This window comes from Methylobacterium sp. A54F, assembly GCF_053346035.1.
The window spans coordinates 1-14081 of sequence record NZ_JBKFBF010000027.1; the positions used below are offsets into that span (position 1 = coordinate 1).

A 14081-nucleotide genomic window follows, 5' to 3' on the forward strand; every position below is an offset into this window, starting at 1 on the left:
GCCCAACGGCTCGCGCGACGACTTCCAGACCGGCTGGGCGGCCGGCGGCGGCATCGAGTACGCGCTGCCGACCGACTCGTTCCTGAACTTCTTCCGCTCGTCGGCGGTGACGCTGAAGGTCGAGGGCTTGTACGTGAACCTCGACCGGGGCAACCGCAACAACGGCGCCTTCGGCGTTGCGCCGAACGGCACCGTCTACACCGTGGCCAACTCGGCCGTGGTCGGCGGCACGCTGGCCCGCCGCAACGACACCGAGTTCGCCGTCGTGCGCGCCGGCCTGAACTACAAGTTCGGCTCCTACTAAGACCGGACCGGAGCCGTCCGCCCCTGCGGCGGGCGGCCCTGCGCGAAACGCCCCGGGAGCGATCCCGGGGCGTTTCGTGCATCAGGCGCCGGGCATCTCCCGGATCTACGCGTCGGTCCTACTCGGCGGCCATCTGCAGCCGCAGCGCCCGGTTCCGCCCGATCGTCTGGGAGATCTTGGAGCGGCGCGCGCTGTAGGTCGGCGAGACCAGCGGATAGTCCACGGGCAGGCCCCATTTCGCGCGGTAGGCTTCCGGCGTCAGCCCACGCATCGTGAGGTGCCGGCGCAGGGCCTTGTAGGGCTTGCCGTCCTCGAAGCTGATGAGCGTGTCGGGACGGATGGATGCCTTGATCTCGGCCTCCGTGAGCTTGCGCGTGCCCGTTCCGTCGCACCGGCTCAGGTCGGTGATCGCGCGATGCACATCGAGCAGCAGGTTCGAGAGCGAAGGGCCCGGAACAGGGTTGTTGGCCACGTAGGCGCAGATGATCTTGGAGGCGAGGTCAACGGTTTTAGGCGGCTCGTGCATCGAACTCTCCCTAATGGTCGTCGGAGTGGCTGCGGGCCGTGTGGGAGACGCGCTCTTATCGAGGCTTGTCTCCCGGTCGCACGGGCTCGCACCGTCCGCCGAGGACGATACAACCGATACAACTGATAGTTGTAGGTTAATTTCTACTTAAAGGCGCAGGAAGCGGCTGCGGACGAGGGCGAGGTCGAAAGCCGCGGCTCGAACGCTCTATTCAGCCCCGCGAACGATCCATCGCCCGAGGGTCGGCGCCGGCGAGCGCGCAGGTTCAGAGCGCAGAAACCGACCGCGGAGGGCGGCCCGGAAGCCCTCGTCGAAGGTCGGATGGCGCGGCCTCGACGGCCGAGAGGCCGATCCGAAAGCGAAATCGCTGCATCCCTTCCGAATTTCGCCCGTTAACGGTCGGGCCGTGCTACGTGCGGGCCCGTCACACCCGACTGTTACGTTTGGACGGATACGCTTATGAGCACAGGAACCGTGAAGTGGTTCAACGAGACCAAGGGCTACGGTTTCATCCAGCCCGATGACGGCGGCAAGGACGTGTTCGTCCACATTTCCGCCGTCGAGCGCTCGGGTCTGCGCAACCTCATCGAGGGCCAGAAGATCTCCTACGAGGTCGAGACCGACCGGCGCTCCGGCAAGGATTCTGCCGGCAACCTCAAGGCCGTCTGAGATCGACGACCCCCGGCGCGGGCGGACTGCTCCCTGGCGGAGCGGTTCGCCCGCTCCGGCTTCGATCCAGAGGACCGGGGCGGTTGCCGATGCGCGCCCCGTCAAAGGGCGCGGGCGGAGTCTTGGTGCCTCCGCGGATGGACGAGCGCCGGTGGCCCTACCTCAGGCAGGGATCGGGCGGGCACGCTCCGGTGAGCGCGACAGGCTCTGGATCGATGCACGCGCGCGGCCGGACTTCTGCGCGATCGCCTCGTCCTGCTCCTCGATCAGGGTCCGGGCCGGCTCGTCTCCGTCGAGACCGCCCAGGATCTCGACCGGCACACGCCGGTTCGAGGCGCGCGAGCCGTCCTCGTAGACGACGTCGAACAGCACGAAGCCCCGCTCGAGCGGCTTCGACTTGATACGCTTGGCCATGGCTCAACAAATCCTGGGGCCGCCGGACGGGCAGCCCTGAAAAAACCGACGGCCACGGAAGGCGGGACCCGGGCGCCTGATTCGGCGCCATCCCGTCCCGGCGTCGTGGCCGTATCCGATCGGACGAAGGGTCACGATCGATCCAGCGCCGATATGGGCCGGCGCGGGCCAAACCGCAACCGTCCGCATCGCGGCCCACGAGCCCGTGATGGTGCTTTCCACCCTGAACGCACCCGGGGCGTCCCACGTTCTCCTGCCTGCGCCCCCGCTCCCGGGGGCCGCCGGAGATCGCGCCCATGTCCGAGAGCCGCCGGCTCATCCATGCCAGCTCCAACGGCGACTGCTGGTTCCTCGTCCGCGGCACGGCGCCGGACGCGGTGTCGGTCCTCCACGAACCGAACGCGCCCTCCGGCGGCGCCGCCTCGTCCGTGCCGGTCGCGCGCTTCCTCGCCGAGGGGAGGGGCGGGCCCGAGCACCAGGCGCTCCTCCGCCTGATCGGATCCCTCGTGACCGACGCTGCGGTGCCGCCCTCCGGCGTTCAGCCGGAGGCGGGGGCCGCCGCGAGCGAGCCGACCCCGGGCGAGGCAGGCTGAGCCGCGGGGCATTGGCGCAGGCGCCGGTTTTCGGGGGACACCGCGCGCGGCCCGGTTTGCCGCCGGCCGCGCCGTCCCTAGACTGTCCCGGTGCTCCATCTGCCCCGCCCCAGCCGCCATGCGCCGTGACAGCAGGTCCGCGCCGCGGACGCGGCGGATCCGCCGCACGGCGGAAGCCTCGCAGGAGGTCGCGCTGACGGCCGCGCGGGCGCTCCTGGTCTCCGGAGGGCCTCCGGCGGTGACCCTCAAGGGCGTCGCCCTCGCCACCGGCATGACGCACGGCAACGTCACCCACCATTTTGGCACCAGCGCCGCCCTCCACGAGGCGCTCATCGGCCGCCTCGCGGCGGAGCTTTCCGCTCAATCCCTCGAGGCGGTCCTGCGCCTGCGACGCGGCGAGATCGCAGCGCCCGACGTGGTGGACGCGGTGTTCTCGGCCTTCGTGACCACCGGGTGCGGCCGTCTGATCGGCTGGCTGTCCGCGTCCGGCGGCGGGGCGGCGCTGGAGCCGATCTTCGCGGCTCTGCGCGCGAGCGTTCAGACCTTCCGGGCGGGCGAGCCCGGATCGGCGAGCTCCGGCGAGTTCGGAGCGGGGCCGATCGCCTTGGAGCTGTTCAGCCACGCCCTCACGGCGAGCCTCGTCGGCGAGAATCTTGAGGCGGCGACGGGGATGCCGGACGGCAGCCTCCGTCGGTTGGCGGCGGCGCGGCTCGACGCGCTGCGCGCCACGGCCCGGCTCTGAGCGAGGCCCGGCGCGGGCGACCCGTCCGCCTCAACCGCGCCGCGTGGCCTCTCGGCCGGGCTCCGCACCGGAGACCGGGCTCATGAAGCCGGACGCCGCCTCGGACAGCGCGACCGCGATGGCGCAGTGCAGGCCGGTCCCCGTGAAGTCGAGCCGCACGCGGCCGCCGAGCTCCCGCTCGATGCTGGTGGTGATCAGGCGCGTGCCGAAGCCCGTCCGGGTCGGCGCCGGGGCCGGTCCTCCGCTCTCGGTCCAGTCGATGTGAACGTGGCGGGTCCCGGCCTCGTCCGCCGCGACCCGCCAGGACACGCACAGGAGGCCGCCGGGCCGGCAGAGGGCCCCGTACTTGACGGCGTTGGTGGCGAGCTCGTGCAGCGTCATGCCGAGCGCCAGGACGTGCCGGGGCGGCAGGGCCACCTCTGGCCCCTCGACGACGACCCGGCCGTCGCCGCCCCGGTAGGGTCCGAGCTCCGCCTCGACGATCTCGCGCAGGGGGGCGCCGCTCCAGTCGTCCCGGGTCAGCAGGTCGTGCGTCTTCGAGAGGGCGAGGATGCGCGCCTCCAGCCGCTCCCCGGGCGCCTCGCCGCCGCGGGAGGACTGGCGGGCCAGCGCCTGCACGGTGGCGAGGGTGTTCTTCACCCGGTGATTCAGCTCGTGCAGCATCGTGACCTGCCGCTCCTGCAGGGCGCGCCCGCGACGAATCTCGGCGCGCAGGTCGGCATCGTGGCGCTGGAGCGAGGCCGCCATCGCGTCGAGCTTCGCGCCGAGGCGGCCGAACTCGGCGCTGCCCGTCAGGCCCGTGCGGGCGGCGAGGTCGCCGCCCTGCCAGGCGGCGGCCGTGCGCAGCAGCCGGTTGAACGGCCGGCGGATGAAGGCGCGCCCGGCAAGCAGCGCGGCCGCGGCCGCCAGGGCGGCGCCGAGCAGGATCAGCGCGATGCCGCGCCAGGTCGCCTGGTCGACATCCGCGAAGGCGAGTTCCCGGTCCCGCCCCACCACGAGCCAGGTGTCCGCCGCGACCCCGGGGGGCCGGACGGCGGCGAGGACCCGGTCGCGCCCATCGAAGCCGGGCGCGACCCGCACGCCCTCGCCGCGGCCGGTCAGGACCGCGGCACGGTCCGGCGGCAGGGGCTTGCCGATCCAGCCGTCCGGGTCGGGATGGCGGACCAGGATGAGCCCGTCGCGGTCGACCATGGTCACCGTGGTGCTGTCGAACCGGAGCGCCCGCCGGAGGCGGTTCGACAGCCATTCGAGGTCGAGGGCGGCGCTGAGCACGCCGAGCGTGCGCCCGTCCTCGTCGAGGAGCGGCTGCGCGAAGTGGATGGAGTCCCGCCCCGTCGCCATGCCGCGGGCGTAGCCGCCCATCACGAAATCCTGCCGGGTCGCCGCGAAGCGGTGATAGTCGCGGCCCCCCATCGTGTAGGAGCCCGGCGCGGCGCCCCGGCTGTTGCAGACGACGCGCCCGTCCGGCTCGGCGAGGGCGAAGGCGAGGACGTTGGGCATCCGGGCCGCCGCCCGCCGCAGGTAGGCGGTGCAGCCGACCGGATCGCGCGCCCGGATGGAGAGGTCCTCCGAAGCGAAGTCGAGGGCCTGGTGGATGCCGTCCGCGAGCTGTCCGAGGGTCTGGCCGACGCCGTGGGCCGTGGCGAGGGCATCGACGCGGATGGCCGCGTCGCGCGAACTGCGCAGGGCGTACTCGTTGTAGCCCTGGATCGCGAGGGCCGGGGCGAGCGCCAGGAGCACCAGCAGGAGGATCCGGGTCGTCAGCGTCATGGCGTGACGCGAGCCCTGCCGGGGACCCGGGTGCGCCGCCCGGATGCCGCGCTCGCTGGCGCCGACACGCTCAGGCTCCGCGCGCCCTGGCGCGGTTGCGCGGCCCGGGGGAGAGGCTGACGGTGCGGGCGGCGCGTCGTTCCATCGGGGCCTTCTGCCGGAAAGCGCGCGCGAGCGCCATCACGAGTTGCATAGCTTCGCCGGATCCCCGCACCTCACGTGCGGAAGCGCAGGGCCTCGACCAGCAGGGCGAAGGCCGGCGCGGGCTGGCGCCGGCTCGGATAGTACAGGTGGTAGCCGGGGAAGGGCGCGCACCAATCCGCCAGCACGCGCCGGAGGCGGCCCGCCTCGATGTGCGGCCGGACCCGGTCCTCGGGGAGGTAGGCGAGGCCGAGGCCCCCGAGCGCCGCCTCCAGGATCAGGGCGGTGCTGTTGAGCACGGCCTGGCCCTCGACGCGCACCCGCACCTCCCGGTCGCCCTTCTCGAACTCCCAGGCGTAGATCCCGCCGCGGGTCGGCAGGCGCAGGTTGATGCAGCGGTGCTCTGTCAGGTCATGCGGCCCGCGGGGCTTCGCCCGGCCCGCGAGGTAGCCGGGCGCGCCGACGACGGCCATGCGCATGTCGGGCCCGATGCGCACGGCCACCATGTCCTTCTCGACCTGCTCGCCGAGGCGCACGCCCGCGTCGCAGCGCTCGGCCACGATGTCGGTCAGGCCGTTGTCGGTGACGACCTCCACGACGATGTCGGGGTAGTCCGGCAGGAGCCGGGTCAGCGCGGGCATCAGGAGGGTCTTGGCCGCGTGCTCGCCGGCGGTGATCCGGATGGTGCCGGCGGGCTTCTCCCGCATGGCGGTCAGCGCGTCGAGCTCCGCCGCGATCTCGAGGATCCTCGGCGCCACCGTGCGCAGGAGGCGCTCCCCGGCCTCGGTCGGCGCGACGCTGCGGGTCGTGCGGGTGAGGAGGCGGAGGCCGAGCCGCGCCTCCAGGCCGCGCACAGTCTGGCTCAGCGCGGATTGCGACACGCCGAGCTGGGCCGCGGCGCGGGTGAAGCTCCGCTCGCGCGCGACCGCCGCGAAGGCGTAGAGGTCGTCCAGGCCGGCGCGCGCCATTCAGAAGCCTCGCTTATAGGCTCATGCGATCCTTTCCCTCTATTCCGCCGGGTGGCGGAAGCCTACCTCGGCTCGGACAGGGCCGGGCCAACAGCCCGGACATCGCGAGGACGGGTCATGGACATCAGGCGCAGCGGCTCACAGCCGTCCGGGAAGGGTCCGGCGGAGTGGTTCACCGGCGCGGTGCGCATCGACCCGCTGTTCGGGCCCCCGGACCCGGCCCGGGTGGCGGGTGCCCACGTCACCTTCGAGCCCGGCGCCCGCACGGCCTGGCACACCCACCCCCTCGGGCAGACGCTCCTCGTCACCGCGGGCCTCGGCTGGGTGCAGCGCGAGGGCGGCGCCGTCGCGGAGATCCGGCCGGGCGACGTGGTCTGGTTCGAGCCGGGCGAGCGGCACTGGCACGGCGCGACCGCCACCACCGGCATGAGCCACATCGCCATCCAGGAGAAGCTCGACGGCCGCGCGGTCGACTGGATGGAGCACGTCACCGACGCGCAGTACCGGGCCTGATTCCTCTGCGCGGGACGGCTCAGCACCAGGGGAGCAGGTCGATGCAGGGCTCCACGCCCCCGCCTGCGTCCCGGACGAGGCTCGGGCGCAGCGCCACGAGGCGCCGCTCGCGCAGGGCCTCCAGGGCTTCCGCGACCTTCGCGGCGCGGATGTTGGTAAGCTCCGCGACCACCGAGGCGCGCACCGGAACGGGCTGCGACCGCGCGCCCGCCAGGGCACAGGCGACGACGTAGAGCTTCAGGGCATCGAGATCGAGCGCCCGTGCGCAGGACAGGGCGCGCAGCTTCGCGATCGGGTCCCCGTTCGCGTCCGCATCGCCCCGGCCGCGCGGCACCATGGCGTGCGCCTCGTCGGGGCCACCGTTCAGGACGTAGCGGATGCGGCGACCCTGGCCCTCGTGCGCGACGTCGATCAGGCCGTGCGTGGTGAGGAGCTTCTTGCCCGCGCTGATCAGTACCGTGGACAGGCCGGACAGGCGGTTGAGATCCTCGTAGGACAGGAGCGCGGTGACGCGGTCCGCGCCCTCGTCCGCCATGAGGGCGACGGTGAGCAGGATCTTCAGCGCGGCGGCGGAGCGTCCGCGATAGGCCACATCGTCCCGGAACAGCCGCAGGCCGCCGTCGATGACCCACTGGCAGGGCAGGCGGGCACCGCTCCGCGAGACGACCTCGACCGGCGCCGGGCGCCGTGCGTCGCGAGCCGGAGCCCAGGTCCGGCCGCGCGTGGGGGGCGTTGCGGTGGGCGTCAGCGGTTGGACCATCGAGGCGTAACCCAGGCGCTCTTCGAGGTCGGCGCCGCGACCTCTGGACTAACACTGACGTTACGAGCCGCTCAATATGCGGTCTACCGCCAATGGTGGACGGCAGTCGTCTGGACAAAGCGAGCCCGCTTCCTCGCTCCACGGTTGATCCGGTGCGCTGGGGCGACTCAGTCGGAGGCAGTCGTCCTCACCGCGTCGGCGGCTGGGCCAGGCTGTGTCGCCCCATCGGTACAGGACCGCGCATAGGCGCCGATGATCGCGGCGAGCAGGCCGGGGAAGCGGGTCTCCACCTCGGCGCAGCGCGAATGGTTGCGCATCTCCACGCCGTGGCGCTCGCAGCGGATCAGCCCGGCCTCGCGCAGCACCTTGAAGTGGCTGGACAGGGACGATTTCGGGATGACCCGATCACCCACGGCGGAGACGGCCGAGCAGGCCTCCACGCAGCCCGCCTGGGTGATCCGGGCGAAGATCGCGGCGCGGGCCGGATCGGACAGGGCGTGCAGGATCGCTTCGGGCCGAACGTCGTCCAAGGCGGGGTGAAACAGGGGCCTCATATTTCGTCCATATGGGGTCTTGATCCGGGCTCCGTTAGTTCCGAAATTCCGAACTATGGGAACAAGGCGACCTTTCCGGAGCCGGCCCATGCGGAAGGTTAGCACACATGTCGAAGCTTGCGGGCAAGGTCGCCGTCGTGACCGGCGCATCGAAGGGCATCGGCGCCGCGATCGCAAAGGCGCTGGCCAAGGACGGCGCGGCGGTCGTCGTCAATTATGCGTCGAGCAAGGCCGGGGCGGACGCCGTCGTCGCGGCGATCACCGCGGAGGGCGGCAAGGCCGTCGCGGTCCGGGGCGACATCACCAGGGCCGACGAGGCGCAGGGCCTGATCGAGGCGGCGGTGCAGCAGTTCGGCCGGCTCGACGTGCTGGTCAACAATTCCGGCGTCTACGAGTTCGCGGCGATCGGCGAGGTGACCGAAGCGCACTATCGCCGCCTGTTCGACGTCAACGTGCTGGGCGTGCTGCTCGCCACCCAGGCGGCGTCGAAGCACCTCGGCGAGGGCGGCAGCATCGTCAACATCTCGTCGGCCGCGACCGCCGTGCACATGCCGACCTCGGCGGTCTACACCGGCACGAAGGGTGCGCTGAACGCGATCTCGGGCGTCCTGGCGAACGAGCTGGCCCCGCGCCGGATCCGGGTCAACACCGTCAGCCCCGGCTTCGTGGTGACCGAGGGCACCCACACCGCCGGCATCGTCGGCTCCGAGATGGAGGCGGGCCTCGTTGCGCAGACACCCTTCGGCCGGGCCGGCCAGCCCGACGACATCGCGGGGGTGGTGACCTTCCTGGCCTCCGACGATGCCCGCTGGGTGACCGGCGAGGACATCATCGCGAGCGGCGGCATCCGCTGAGCCGCACCGGCGGCGAGCGGCCGCCAGGGTCAGCTCGCCGCGGAAGTGATGTCGCGCCGCCCTCGTTCGCGCTGCAGGATCAGCAGGTCGAGCGATGGCGGCTCGGCGACGCCCAGCCGGGTCAGGATCGCATGCGCCTGGCCGCGATGGTGGGTCTGGTGGTTGAAGAGGTGCGCCAGCGCCTCGGCGCGTGGCTGGCACTGCGGCACGCCGCTCGTCGTCGCGTAGTCGAACGTCGCCGCGAGCGCCTCGGGTGAGAGGCCGGCGACGTAGGCTTCGAGGCGCGCATCTTCCGCCACGCGCGCCCGACGCAGGTCGTCGAGATGCTCGAACAGGATGACGTCCAGCCGGTTCGGCGCGTCGCCCTCGCCGGTGAGGCGCCGCAAGCAGAGCCGGTCGGTGACGAGCAGATGGTTCAGCGTGCCGTGCAGGCTGCCGAAATACGCTCCCGCCTCCTGGCGGTAGAGTGCGTCGGGCAGGGTCGCCGCCGCGGCGTACAGGCGGGCGTTGGCCCAGGCATTGTAGCTGGCCAGGGTGCGCATGTGGTCGGCAAGGCTGGTCACTGGCGTTCTCCGGTGACTGACGAGCGCGCTCGTCTATACCCCTCGAAGGAGGCCTCTCCGATCACAAGGTCGAGGCTCGACCGACCGCCGCGTCCGGATCCATGTCGAGGGGCGACCCGCGAGGACGTCTCGCGGATCGATGCCCGTCGGGAGATCAGGACATCGCCGCCCCGTGGCGCCCTCCTACCAGCTGCCGTCCGCCTGGCGCTGACGCAGCGCGCGCTCGTCCTCGCTCGGGGGCTTGGTGGCGAAACTGCCGGTCTGCACCCCGCCGTCCCGCGCGAACGCCGCGAAATGGACGCCCTTCGGAGAGTGTGCCTGGTCGACCAGCGTCCACGCCCGGGCCGTCGCTGGATCGTCCGCGTACCAGCGCTTGCCGCGACCGAGCATGACCGGGAAGGTGATCAGGACGAGCTGGTCGACGAGGCCCGCCGGGAGCAGCGCCCGGTAGAGCATGCTGCTTCCCTGGATGAGGAGATCGGGTCCCTCGCTCTCCTTGAGGCGGGTGATCGCGGCGACGGGATCGCCGACGAGAGGCCGGCTGTTGTTCCAGCCGAGCGCCCGGTCGGAGGAGGTCACGACGTGCTTGCGCACGCCATTGAAGGTCGCCCCGATCGGTTGATCGCCGTTGTGCGGCCAGTAGGCGGCGAAGATCTCGTAGGTCCGCCGTCCGAGCAGCAGTTCGTAGTCTCCCCCGAACAGCCGGCCCATCGGCTCTGCCAGCGAGGCGTCGAAGTACGGGAAGGTCCAGCCGCCATGCTGGAACCCGGCCCGATCCTCCTCCGGCCCGCCCGGGGCCTGGATCACGCCGTCGAGCGACTGGAACAGGGAACCGGTGATCCTACGCATCGGACCCTCCTCGCGCGGCCGCCTCGATCCGGTCGATGTCGATCCTGCGCATGGTCATCATCGCCTCGAACGCGCGCCGGGCCGCGGCCCTGTCGGGATTGCTGTTGGCGCGCAGGAGCGCGCGCGGCGTGATCTGCCAGGAGAAGCCCCAGCGGTCCGAGCACCAGCCGCACTGACTCTCCGCTCCGCCGTTGCCCACGATGGCGTCCCAGTAGCGGTCCGTCTCCGCCTGATCCTCGGTCAGCACCATGAAGCTGACCGCCTGGTTGGCCTTGAAGGCGGGGCCGCCGTTCAGCCCCACGAACGGGCGGCCGAGCACCGTGAAGGCGACGGTGAGCTCCGCGTCCTTCGTGCCGCCCGGGAAGTCCGATGGGGCACGCATGGGGTCGCCGACGTGGCTGTCCGGAAAGGTCCTGGCATAGAACTCCGCGGCTTCGCGGGCCTGGCCGTGGTCGAACCACAGGCAGGTCGTCAGCTTCTCGCTCATCATTGCCAAGCTCCCTTCATGCCGCCGCGCGCGGGCCGGCGAGGCCGAGCCGGCTGCCCGCCGGATCGGCGACGTTGGCCGAGTAGCTGCCCCCGGGGATGGGATCGGGGCCCTGCAGCACCGTGCCGCCGCGCTCTCGCACCGTCGCGAGCGCGGCATCGATGTCGGCCACGTGGACGTACCAGTTCCATCGGGCCGGCGCGCCGGTCGCCGCGCTCGACATCACCGCGCCGGGTCGGAGGTCGCCCCGGCCGATGAACGCGTACTCGCCCATGCCGCCCATCGGCATGGCCCCGAGCTTCTCCCAGCCGAACAGCGCGCCGTAGAAGGCCAGGGCGGCCTCGGGATCGGGGGTGGCAAGCTCCACCCACACGCCGTGGCCGAGGGTCCGCTCTGTTCCGAGGGGCACCGGCCCGAACGCCCGGCTCTCGCTAGGATTCGCCGCGCTCATCACCGCGAAGACCACGTCCTGCGGGTCGCTCACCATCGCGAAGCGACCGACATGGGGAATATCGACGGGCCCGAACCGGACACGCCCGCCGAGATCCGCCACCCGCGAGGCCAGGGCATCGACATCGCGGCTTGCGAAGTAGACCGCCCAACCCGGAAAGCCGGGCGCTTCCGGCGTCGAGTGCCGGACTCCGGCCACGGGCTTTCCGTCGGCTTCCGCGATCCGGTAGCCACCATGCTCGGGCATCGGCGACGGCACCATGTGCCAGCCGGCGACCGCCTCGTAGAAGGCCTGCGCGGCGTCCTGGTCGGCCGCGTTCAACTCGAACCAGATGGGCGTTCCCTCGACAGTCGGCATCGGGCGTTTCTCCGTGACAACGGGCGCGGCGGCCCCCTCGCGACACCGTTTGCGGCCCCGCTTTGCACAGGCTTGCATTCTCGGTTACACAAAGCAACCATGCAGTCAGAAAAAATAACCGCTGAGATATCCGCGCCGCGAGAGCGCCGCTACGACGACGCGTGCGGCACGGCCCTGGCGCTCGAGTTCATCGGCGAGCGCTGGTCGCTGCTGGTCATGCGCGAGCTGGTCTACGGCCCGCGCCGCTTCGGCGAGATCCGCGCGAACCTCCCGGGCATCAGCGCCAACGTGCTGACCCAGCGCCTGGAAAGCCTGGAGGAGGCGGGCATCGTCCTGCGCCATCGGCTGCCGTCCCCTGCCAACGTGCAGGTCTACGACTTGACGAACTGGGGCCGCGAGGCCGCGCCGCTGATGCGCGACCTGGGCCGCTGGGCCGCCCGCTCGCCGCGGCACGACCCGCTCCTGTTCATGTCGGCCGCGTCGGCGATGATGTCCCTTCAGACGCTCGTCGACCGCGCGCGGGCCATGGACCTGCCCGTGTCGGTCGCCTTCCACTTCCCCGGCGAGGACTTCGTCGCGACGGTGACCGGCGGCGAGATCCTCGTGCGCCGCGGTGCCGTCCCCGCGTCCGACCTCGCCTTCACCGGCGACACGATGGCGATGCGCCGCACGTTCTACGGCAAGGCGCCGCTGGTCAGGGACGGTGCGGGCGGCACTCTCGCCTTCGCGGGCGAGGCCGATCTCGCGCGATCCTTCGTCGACCTCTTCAAGCTGCCGGCCAAGACCGGCTGACGAGCATCCGCGCGTCGCGATACCGTGTGCGGCGAGGTCGCGGATCGCATGGCAGGCTGCGCCGCGAAGGTTCACCCAGGATCTGCGCCGAAATCGGGTTTACGGACCGTAATACTGCACGCCGGGGGGCGAACCGCGCGAGCAGGGCCTGCATGGCGCGCCCGAGACCGATTGCGCGCGAGTGAAAATTTGCACAATACTACCTACAATTGAGAAGTGCCAGGATCGCCGTAGTTGTCATCCGTCGAAATCTCGTGCAGGATCATGCATGGTGCATCCTCGTCAGTGTTATGAACCGTGATGCAGCACATGGCAGGTGTCCGTTCCACCGTGGCGTTCGGGACCGTCGCGCTCGAAGCTCAAGCTTCGGTCTCGCGTCGGTCCGACGCGATTGGCGCTGACCCGCGCACGGGCCAGGACTGCGTCAAGCTGATCGAATCCTCGGGAAGTGTCGGTTTCGATCGTTACGACCTTGAGACGGGGCTGGTTTCTCCGTCTCCCGGCTTCTGCCAGATCTACGGCCTCGACACCACCGAGCCCCGTCCGCTCGACTACTTCCAGAGCTTCGTGCACCCGGCCGACCGGCATAGCGGCCAGTTCGGGGCGGCCCTGATCCGGAGCGGGGCAAGGTTGACGCGCGAAATGCGGATCGTGCGGCCGGACGGGATCGTGCGGTGGCTCTCGTTCAAGGGCGAGGTCGTGCTCGGCCGGGATCTCAGCCCGGACCACGTGCTCGGCATCTGGATGGACGTGACCGATCTGCGCGCGGCCGCCGAGCTGCTCGACCAGAGCCGCAAGCGTTTCCAGACGCTGGCGGAGGCCTGCGGTGCCGTGACGTGGACAGCCACCGAGAATGGCGTGCAGCTGTCCATGGACCTGGAGGGCTGGTGCTCGCTCAGCGGCCAGCCCGTTGACGCCGCGGCCGGTGGCGGCTGGATCGAGCTGATCCATCCGCAGGACCGGATCCGGCTGCAGCAGACATGGCTGCAGTGCTGCGCGACCGGCAACAACCTCGACACCGATGTCCGCCTCGTCAAGGCCGGCGCATCCGAGATCTGGCTGAAGATGCGTGCTAAGGCCCTGCGCAATGCGGACGGCCGGATCGTCGAATGGCTCGGGGTGATCTTTCCGCGACCCGTCGCGTCAGGCGCCGGAGGTCCGGGCTGCTCGTCCGCATCCGCCACGCGACCGATCCGGTTGACGTCCGAGCAGGTGCGGGCTGCCCGGGGCCTCCTCGGATGGAGCGGGCAGGATCTGGCCCGCGCCTCGAAGGTCTCGATCTCGACGATCCGTCGTCTTGAGGAGCAATCGGGCCCGCTCCAGGTCCGTCACAAGCTCCATCTCAACATTCGGCAGGCCTTCGAGAAGGCCGGCATCGACTTCACCTTCGGCCCAGACGTTCAGCCGGGCGTGCGGCCGCGCTGACGGGCGGCATCGACCGACACGCGCATCATGGGTGGGCCGGGCTGGCCCGCAGAGCCTGATCCGGGCTCACCGCTCCGCCCCGGCCGACTTGGGATCCGCGGGCTTGGCATCCGCCGACGTGTCGTCCGCGGGCTTGGCATCCGCGGGCTTGCCGTCCCCGGCCTTTCCGTCCGGCCGCACGGCGGCGCCCCAGGGGAAGCGCCCGACCTTGATCGACTTGACCGCCCGCTGGCTCGCCACGTCGATCACCGTCACGTCCCCCGAGACGCCGTTCGTGGTGAGCAGCCGGTCGCCCTCCGGGGTGAGCGCCAGGTGCCAGACCCGGCGCCCCACCAGGATGTAGTTCAGA

The 14081-nt window shown here is 71.4% G+C and carries 18 protein-coding genes and 1 pseudogene; 8 read left to right on the top strand and 11 right to left on the bottom strand.

Features of this window, described 5'->3' with window-relative positions:
• Positions 1-304: outer membrane protein (locus ACLBXP_RS24805; RefSeq protein WP_447670504.1), on the top strand; the 304-nt coding region annotated here is incomplete at its 5' end.
• Between the two features lie 118 nt (positions 305-422).
• Here the strand turns inward: ACLBXP_RS24805 and ACLBXP_RS24810 are convergent.
• Entirely contained in the window at positions 423-830 is a 408-nt protein-coding gene (locus tag ACLBXP_RS24810; RefSeq protein ID WP_447670505.1) for a MucR family transcriptional regulator, read from the bottom strand.
• Between the two features lie 459 nt (positions 831-1289).
• Between ACLBXP_RS24810 and ACLBXP_RS24815 the strand changes: the two genes are divergently transcribed.
• Positions 1290-1499, top strand: coding sequence for a cold-shock protein (locus ACLBXP_RS24815; protein WP_447670506.1), 210 nt, complete (start codon positions 1290-1292; stop codon positions 1497-1499).
• 162 nt (positions 1500-1661) lie between these two features.
• Here ACLBXP_RS24815 and ACLBXP_RS24820 read toward each other — a convergent pair whose 3' ends face one another.
• Complete coding sequence (locus ACLBXP_RS24820; protein WP_447670507.1) at positions 1662-1913, bottom strand: hypothetical protein; 252 nt, start codon at positions 1911-1913, stop codon at positions 1662-1664.
• A 296-nt stretch (positions 1914-2209) separates the two neighbouring features.
• On the opposite strand from ACLBXP_RS24820, the gene ACLBXP_RS24825 reads away from it, so the two are divergent.
• Both ACLBXP_RS24825 and ACLBXP_RS24830 read left to right on the top strand, forming a co-directional pair.
• A complete protein-coding gene (locus tag ACLBXP_RS24825) occupies positions 2210-2506 on the top strand; it encodes a hypothetical protein (RefSeq protein WP_447670508.1) in 297 nt (98 codons plus the stop codon).
• Positions 2507-2624: 118 nt separating this feature from the next.
• On the top strand, positions 2625-3248 hold the full coding sequence (locus ACLBXP_RS24830; RefSeq protein ID WP_447670509.1) for a TetR/AcrR family transcriptional regulator: 624 nt from the start codon (positions 2625-2627) through the stop codon (positions 3246-3248).
• Between the two features lie 30 nt (positions 3249-3278).
• Here ACLBXP_RS24830 and ACLBXP_RS24835 read toward each other — a convergent pair whose 3' ends face one another.
• The gene (locus tag ACLBXP_RS24835) at positions 3279-5018 is read right to left on the bottom strand and encodes a sensor histidine kinase (RefSeq protein WP_447670510.1); all 1740 of its coding nucleotides are present in this window, start codon (positions 5016-5018) and stop codon (positions 3279-3281) included.
• Positions 5019-5233: 215 nt separating this feature from the next.
• A complete protein-coding gene (locus ACLBXP_RS24840) occupies positions 5234-6127 on the bottom strand; it encodes a LysR family transcriptional regulator (protein WP_447670511.1) in 894 nt (297 codons plus the stop codon).
• A 117-nt stretch (positions 6128-6244) separates the two neighbouring features.
• On the opposite strand from ACLBXP_RS24840, the gene ACLBXP_RS24845 reads away from it, so the two are divergent.
• The gene (locus ACLBXP_RS24845) at positions 6245-6640 is read left to right on the top strand and encodes a (R)-mandelonitrile lyase (RefSeq protein ID WP_447670512.1); all 396 of its coding nucleotides are present in this window, start codon (positions 6245-6247) and stop codon (positions 6638-6640) included.
• A 19-nt stretch (positions 6641-6659) separates the two neighbouring features.
• Here the strand turns inward: ACLBXP_RS24845 and ACLBXP_RS24850 are convergent, their stop codons facing one another.
• Positions 6660-7400 carry a hypothetical protein gene (locus ACLBXP_RS24850; protein ID WP_447670513.1) on the bottom strand — a complete coding sequence of 247 codons (741 nt, stop codon included), beginning with the start codon at positions 7398-7400 and terminating at the stop codon, positions 6660-6662.
• Positions 7401-7567: 167 nt separating this feature from the next.
• A complete protein-coding gene (locus ACLBXP_RS24855) occupies positions 7568-7954 on the bottom strand; it encodes a helix-turn-helix domain-containing protein (RefSeq protein WP_447670514.1) in 387 nt (128 codons plus the stop codon).
• A gap of 107 nt (positions 7955-8061) precedes the next feature.
• Between ACLBXP_RS24855 and ACLBXP_RS24860 the strand changes: the two genes are divergently transcribed.
• Entirely contained in the window at positions 8062-8808 is a 747-nt protein-coding gene (locus ACLBXP_RS24860) for a glucose 1-dehydrogenase (RefSeq protein WP_447670515.1), read from the top strand.
• Between the two features lie 29 nt (positions 8809-8837).
• Here ACLBXP_RS24860 and ACLBXP_RS24865 read toward each other — a convergent pair whose 3' ends face one another.
• The 4 genes from ACLBXP_RS24865 to ACLBXP_RS24880 all read right to left on the bottom strand — a co-directional run bounded on the left by ACLBXP_RS24865 (position 8838) and on the right by ACLBXP_RS24880 (position 11515).
• Positions 8838-9371: a DinB family protein gene (locus tag ACLBXP_RS24865; protein ID WP_447670516.1), complete on the bottom strand. Its 534-nt coding sequence runs from the start codon at positions 9369-9371 to the stop codon at positions 8838-8840.
• 183 nt (positions 9372-9554) lie between these two features.
• Complete coding sequence (locus ACLBXP_RS24870; protein ID WP_447670517.1) at positions 9555-10220, bottom strand: dihydrofolate reductase family protein; 666 nt, start codon at positions 10218-10220, stop codon at positions 9555-9557.
• The gene (locus tag ACLBXP_RS24875) at positions 10213-10710 is read right to left on the bottom strand and encodes a VOC family protein (RefSeq protein WP_447670518.1); all 498 of its coding nucleotides are present in this window, start codon (positions 10708-10710) and stop codon (positions 10213-10215) included. Before ACLBXP_RS24875 ends, ACLBXP_RS24870 begins: the two co-directional genes overlap by 8 nt.
• A 13-nt stretch (positions 10711-10723) precedes the next feature.
• A complete protein-coding gene (locus ACLBXP_RS24880; RefSeq protein WP_447670519.1) occupies positions 10724-11515 on the bottom strand; it encodes a VOC family protein in 792 nt (263 codons plus the stop codon).
• Positions 11516-11614: 99 nt separating this feature from the next.
• Here ACLBXP_RS24880 and ACLBXP_RS24885 point away from each other — a divergent pair, with 99 nt between their 5' ends.
• Complete coding sequence (locus ACLBXP_RS24885) at positions 11615-12307, top strand: winged helix-turn-helix transcriptional regulator (RefSeq protein WP_447670520.1); 693 nt, start codon at positions 11615-11617, stop codon at positions 12305-12307.
• Between the two features lie 300 nt (positions 12308-12607).
• On the top strand, positions 12608-13732 hold the full coding sequence (locus ACLBXP_RS24890; RefSeq protein WP_447670521.1) for a PAS domain-containing protein: 1125 nt from the start codon (positions 12608-12610) through the stop codon (positions 13730-13732).
• 66 nt (positions 13733-13798) lie between these two features.
• On the opposite strand, the pseudogene ACLBXP_RS24895 reads toward ACLBXP_RS24890, so the two are convergent.
• A pseudogene (locus ACLBXP_RS24895) lies at positions 13799-14081 on the bottom strand (hypothetical protein); the annotation flags it as partial.

Excerpts from the sequence above, each read along its gene's own strand:
- ACLBXP_RS24855 (WP_447670514.1), bottom strand. The coding sequence starts at position 7,954 with ATGAGGCCCCTGTTTCACCCCGCCTTGGACGACGTTCGGCCCGAAGCG.
- ACLBXP_RS24820 (WP_447670507.1), bottom strand. The coding sequence starts at position 1,913 with ATGGCCAAGCGTATCAAGTCGAAGCCGCTCGAGCGGGGCTTCGTGCTG.
- ACLBXP_RS24830 (WP_447670509.1), top strand. The coding sequence starts at position 2,625 with ATGCGCCGTGACAGCAGGTCCGCGCCGCGGACGCGGCGGATCCGCCGC.
- ACLBXP_RS24875 (WP_447670518.1), bottom strand. The coding sequence starts at position 10,710 with ATGATGAGCGAGAAGCTGACGACCTGCCTGTGGTTCGACCACGGCCAG.
- ACLBXP_RS24835 (WP_447670510.1), bottom strand. The coding sequence starts at position 5,018 with ATGACGCTGACGACCCGGATCCTCCTGCTGGTGCTCCTGGCGCTCGCC.
- ACLBXP_RS24880 (WP_447670519.1), bottom strand. The coding sequence starts at position 11,515 with ATGCCGACTGTCGAGGGAACGCCCATCTGGTTCGAGTTGAACGCGGCC.
- ACLBXP_RS24845 (WP_447670512.1), top strand. The coding sequence starts at position 6,245 with ATGGACATCAGGCGCAGCGGCTCACAGCCGTCCGGGAAGGGTCCGGCG.
- ACLBXP_RS24885 (WP_447670520.1), top strand. The coding sequence starts at position 11,615 with ATGCAGTCAGAAAAAATAACCGCTGAGATATCCGCGCCGCGAGAGCGC.
- ACLBXP_RS24810 (WP_447670505.1), bottom strand. The coding sequence starts at position 830 with ATGCACGAGCCGCCTAAAACCGTTGACCTCGCCTCCAAGATCATCTGC.
- ACLBXP_RS24870 (WP_447670517.1), bottom strand. The coding sequence starts at position 10,220 with ATGCGTAGGATCACCGGTTCCCTGTTCCAGTCGCTCGACGGCGTGATC.
- ACLBXP_RS24840 (WP_447670511.1), bottom strand. The coding sequence starts at position 6,127 with ATGGCGCGCGCCGGCCTGGACGACCTCTACGCCTTCGCGGCGGTCGCG.
- ACLBXP_RS24860 (WP_447670515.1), top strand. The coding sequence starts at position 8,062 with ATGTCGAAGCTTGCGGGCAAGGTCGCCGTCGTGACCGGCGCATCGAAG.
- ACLBXP_RS24890 (WP_447670521.1), top strand. The coding sequence starts at position 12,608 with ATGCAGCACATGGCAGGTGTCCGTTCCACCGTGGCGTTCGGGACCGTC.
- ACLBXP_RS24825 (WP_447670508.1), top strand. The coding sequence starts at position 2,210 with ATGTCCGAGAGCCGCCGGCTCATCCATGCCAGCTCCAACGGCGACTGC.
- ACLBXP_RS24815 (WP_447670506.1), top strand. The coding sequence starts at position 1,290 with ATGAGCACAGGAACCGTGAAGTGGTTCAACGAGACCAAGGGCTACGGT.
- ACLBXP_RS24850 (WP_447670513.1), bottom strand. The coding sequence starts at position 7,400 with ATGGTCCAACCGCTGACGCCCACCGCAACGCCCCCCACGCGCGGCCGG.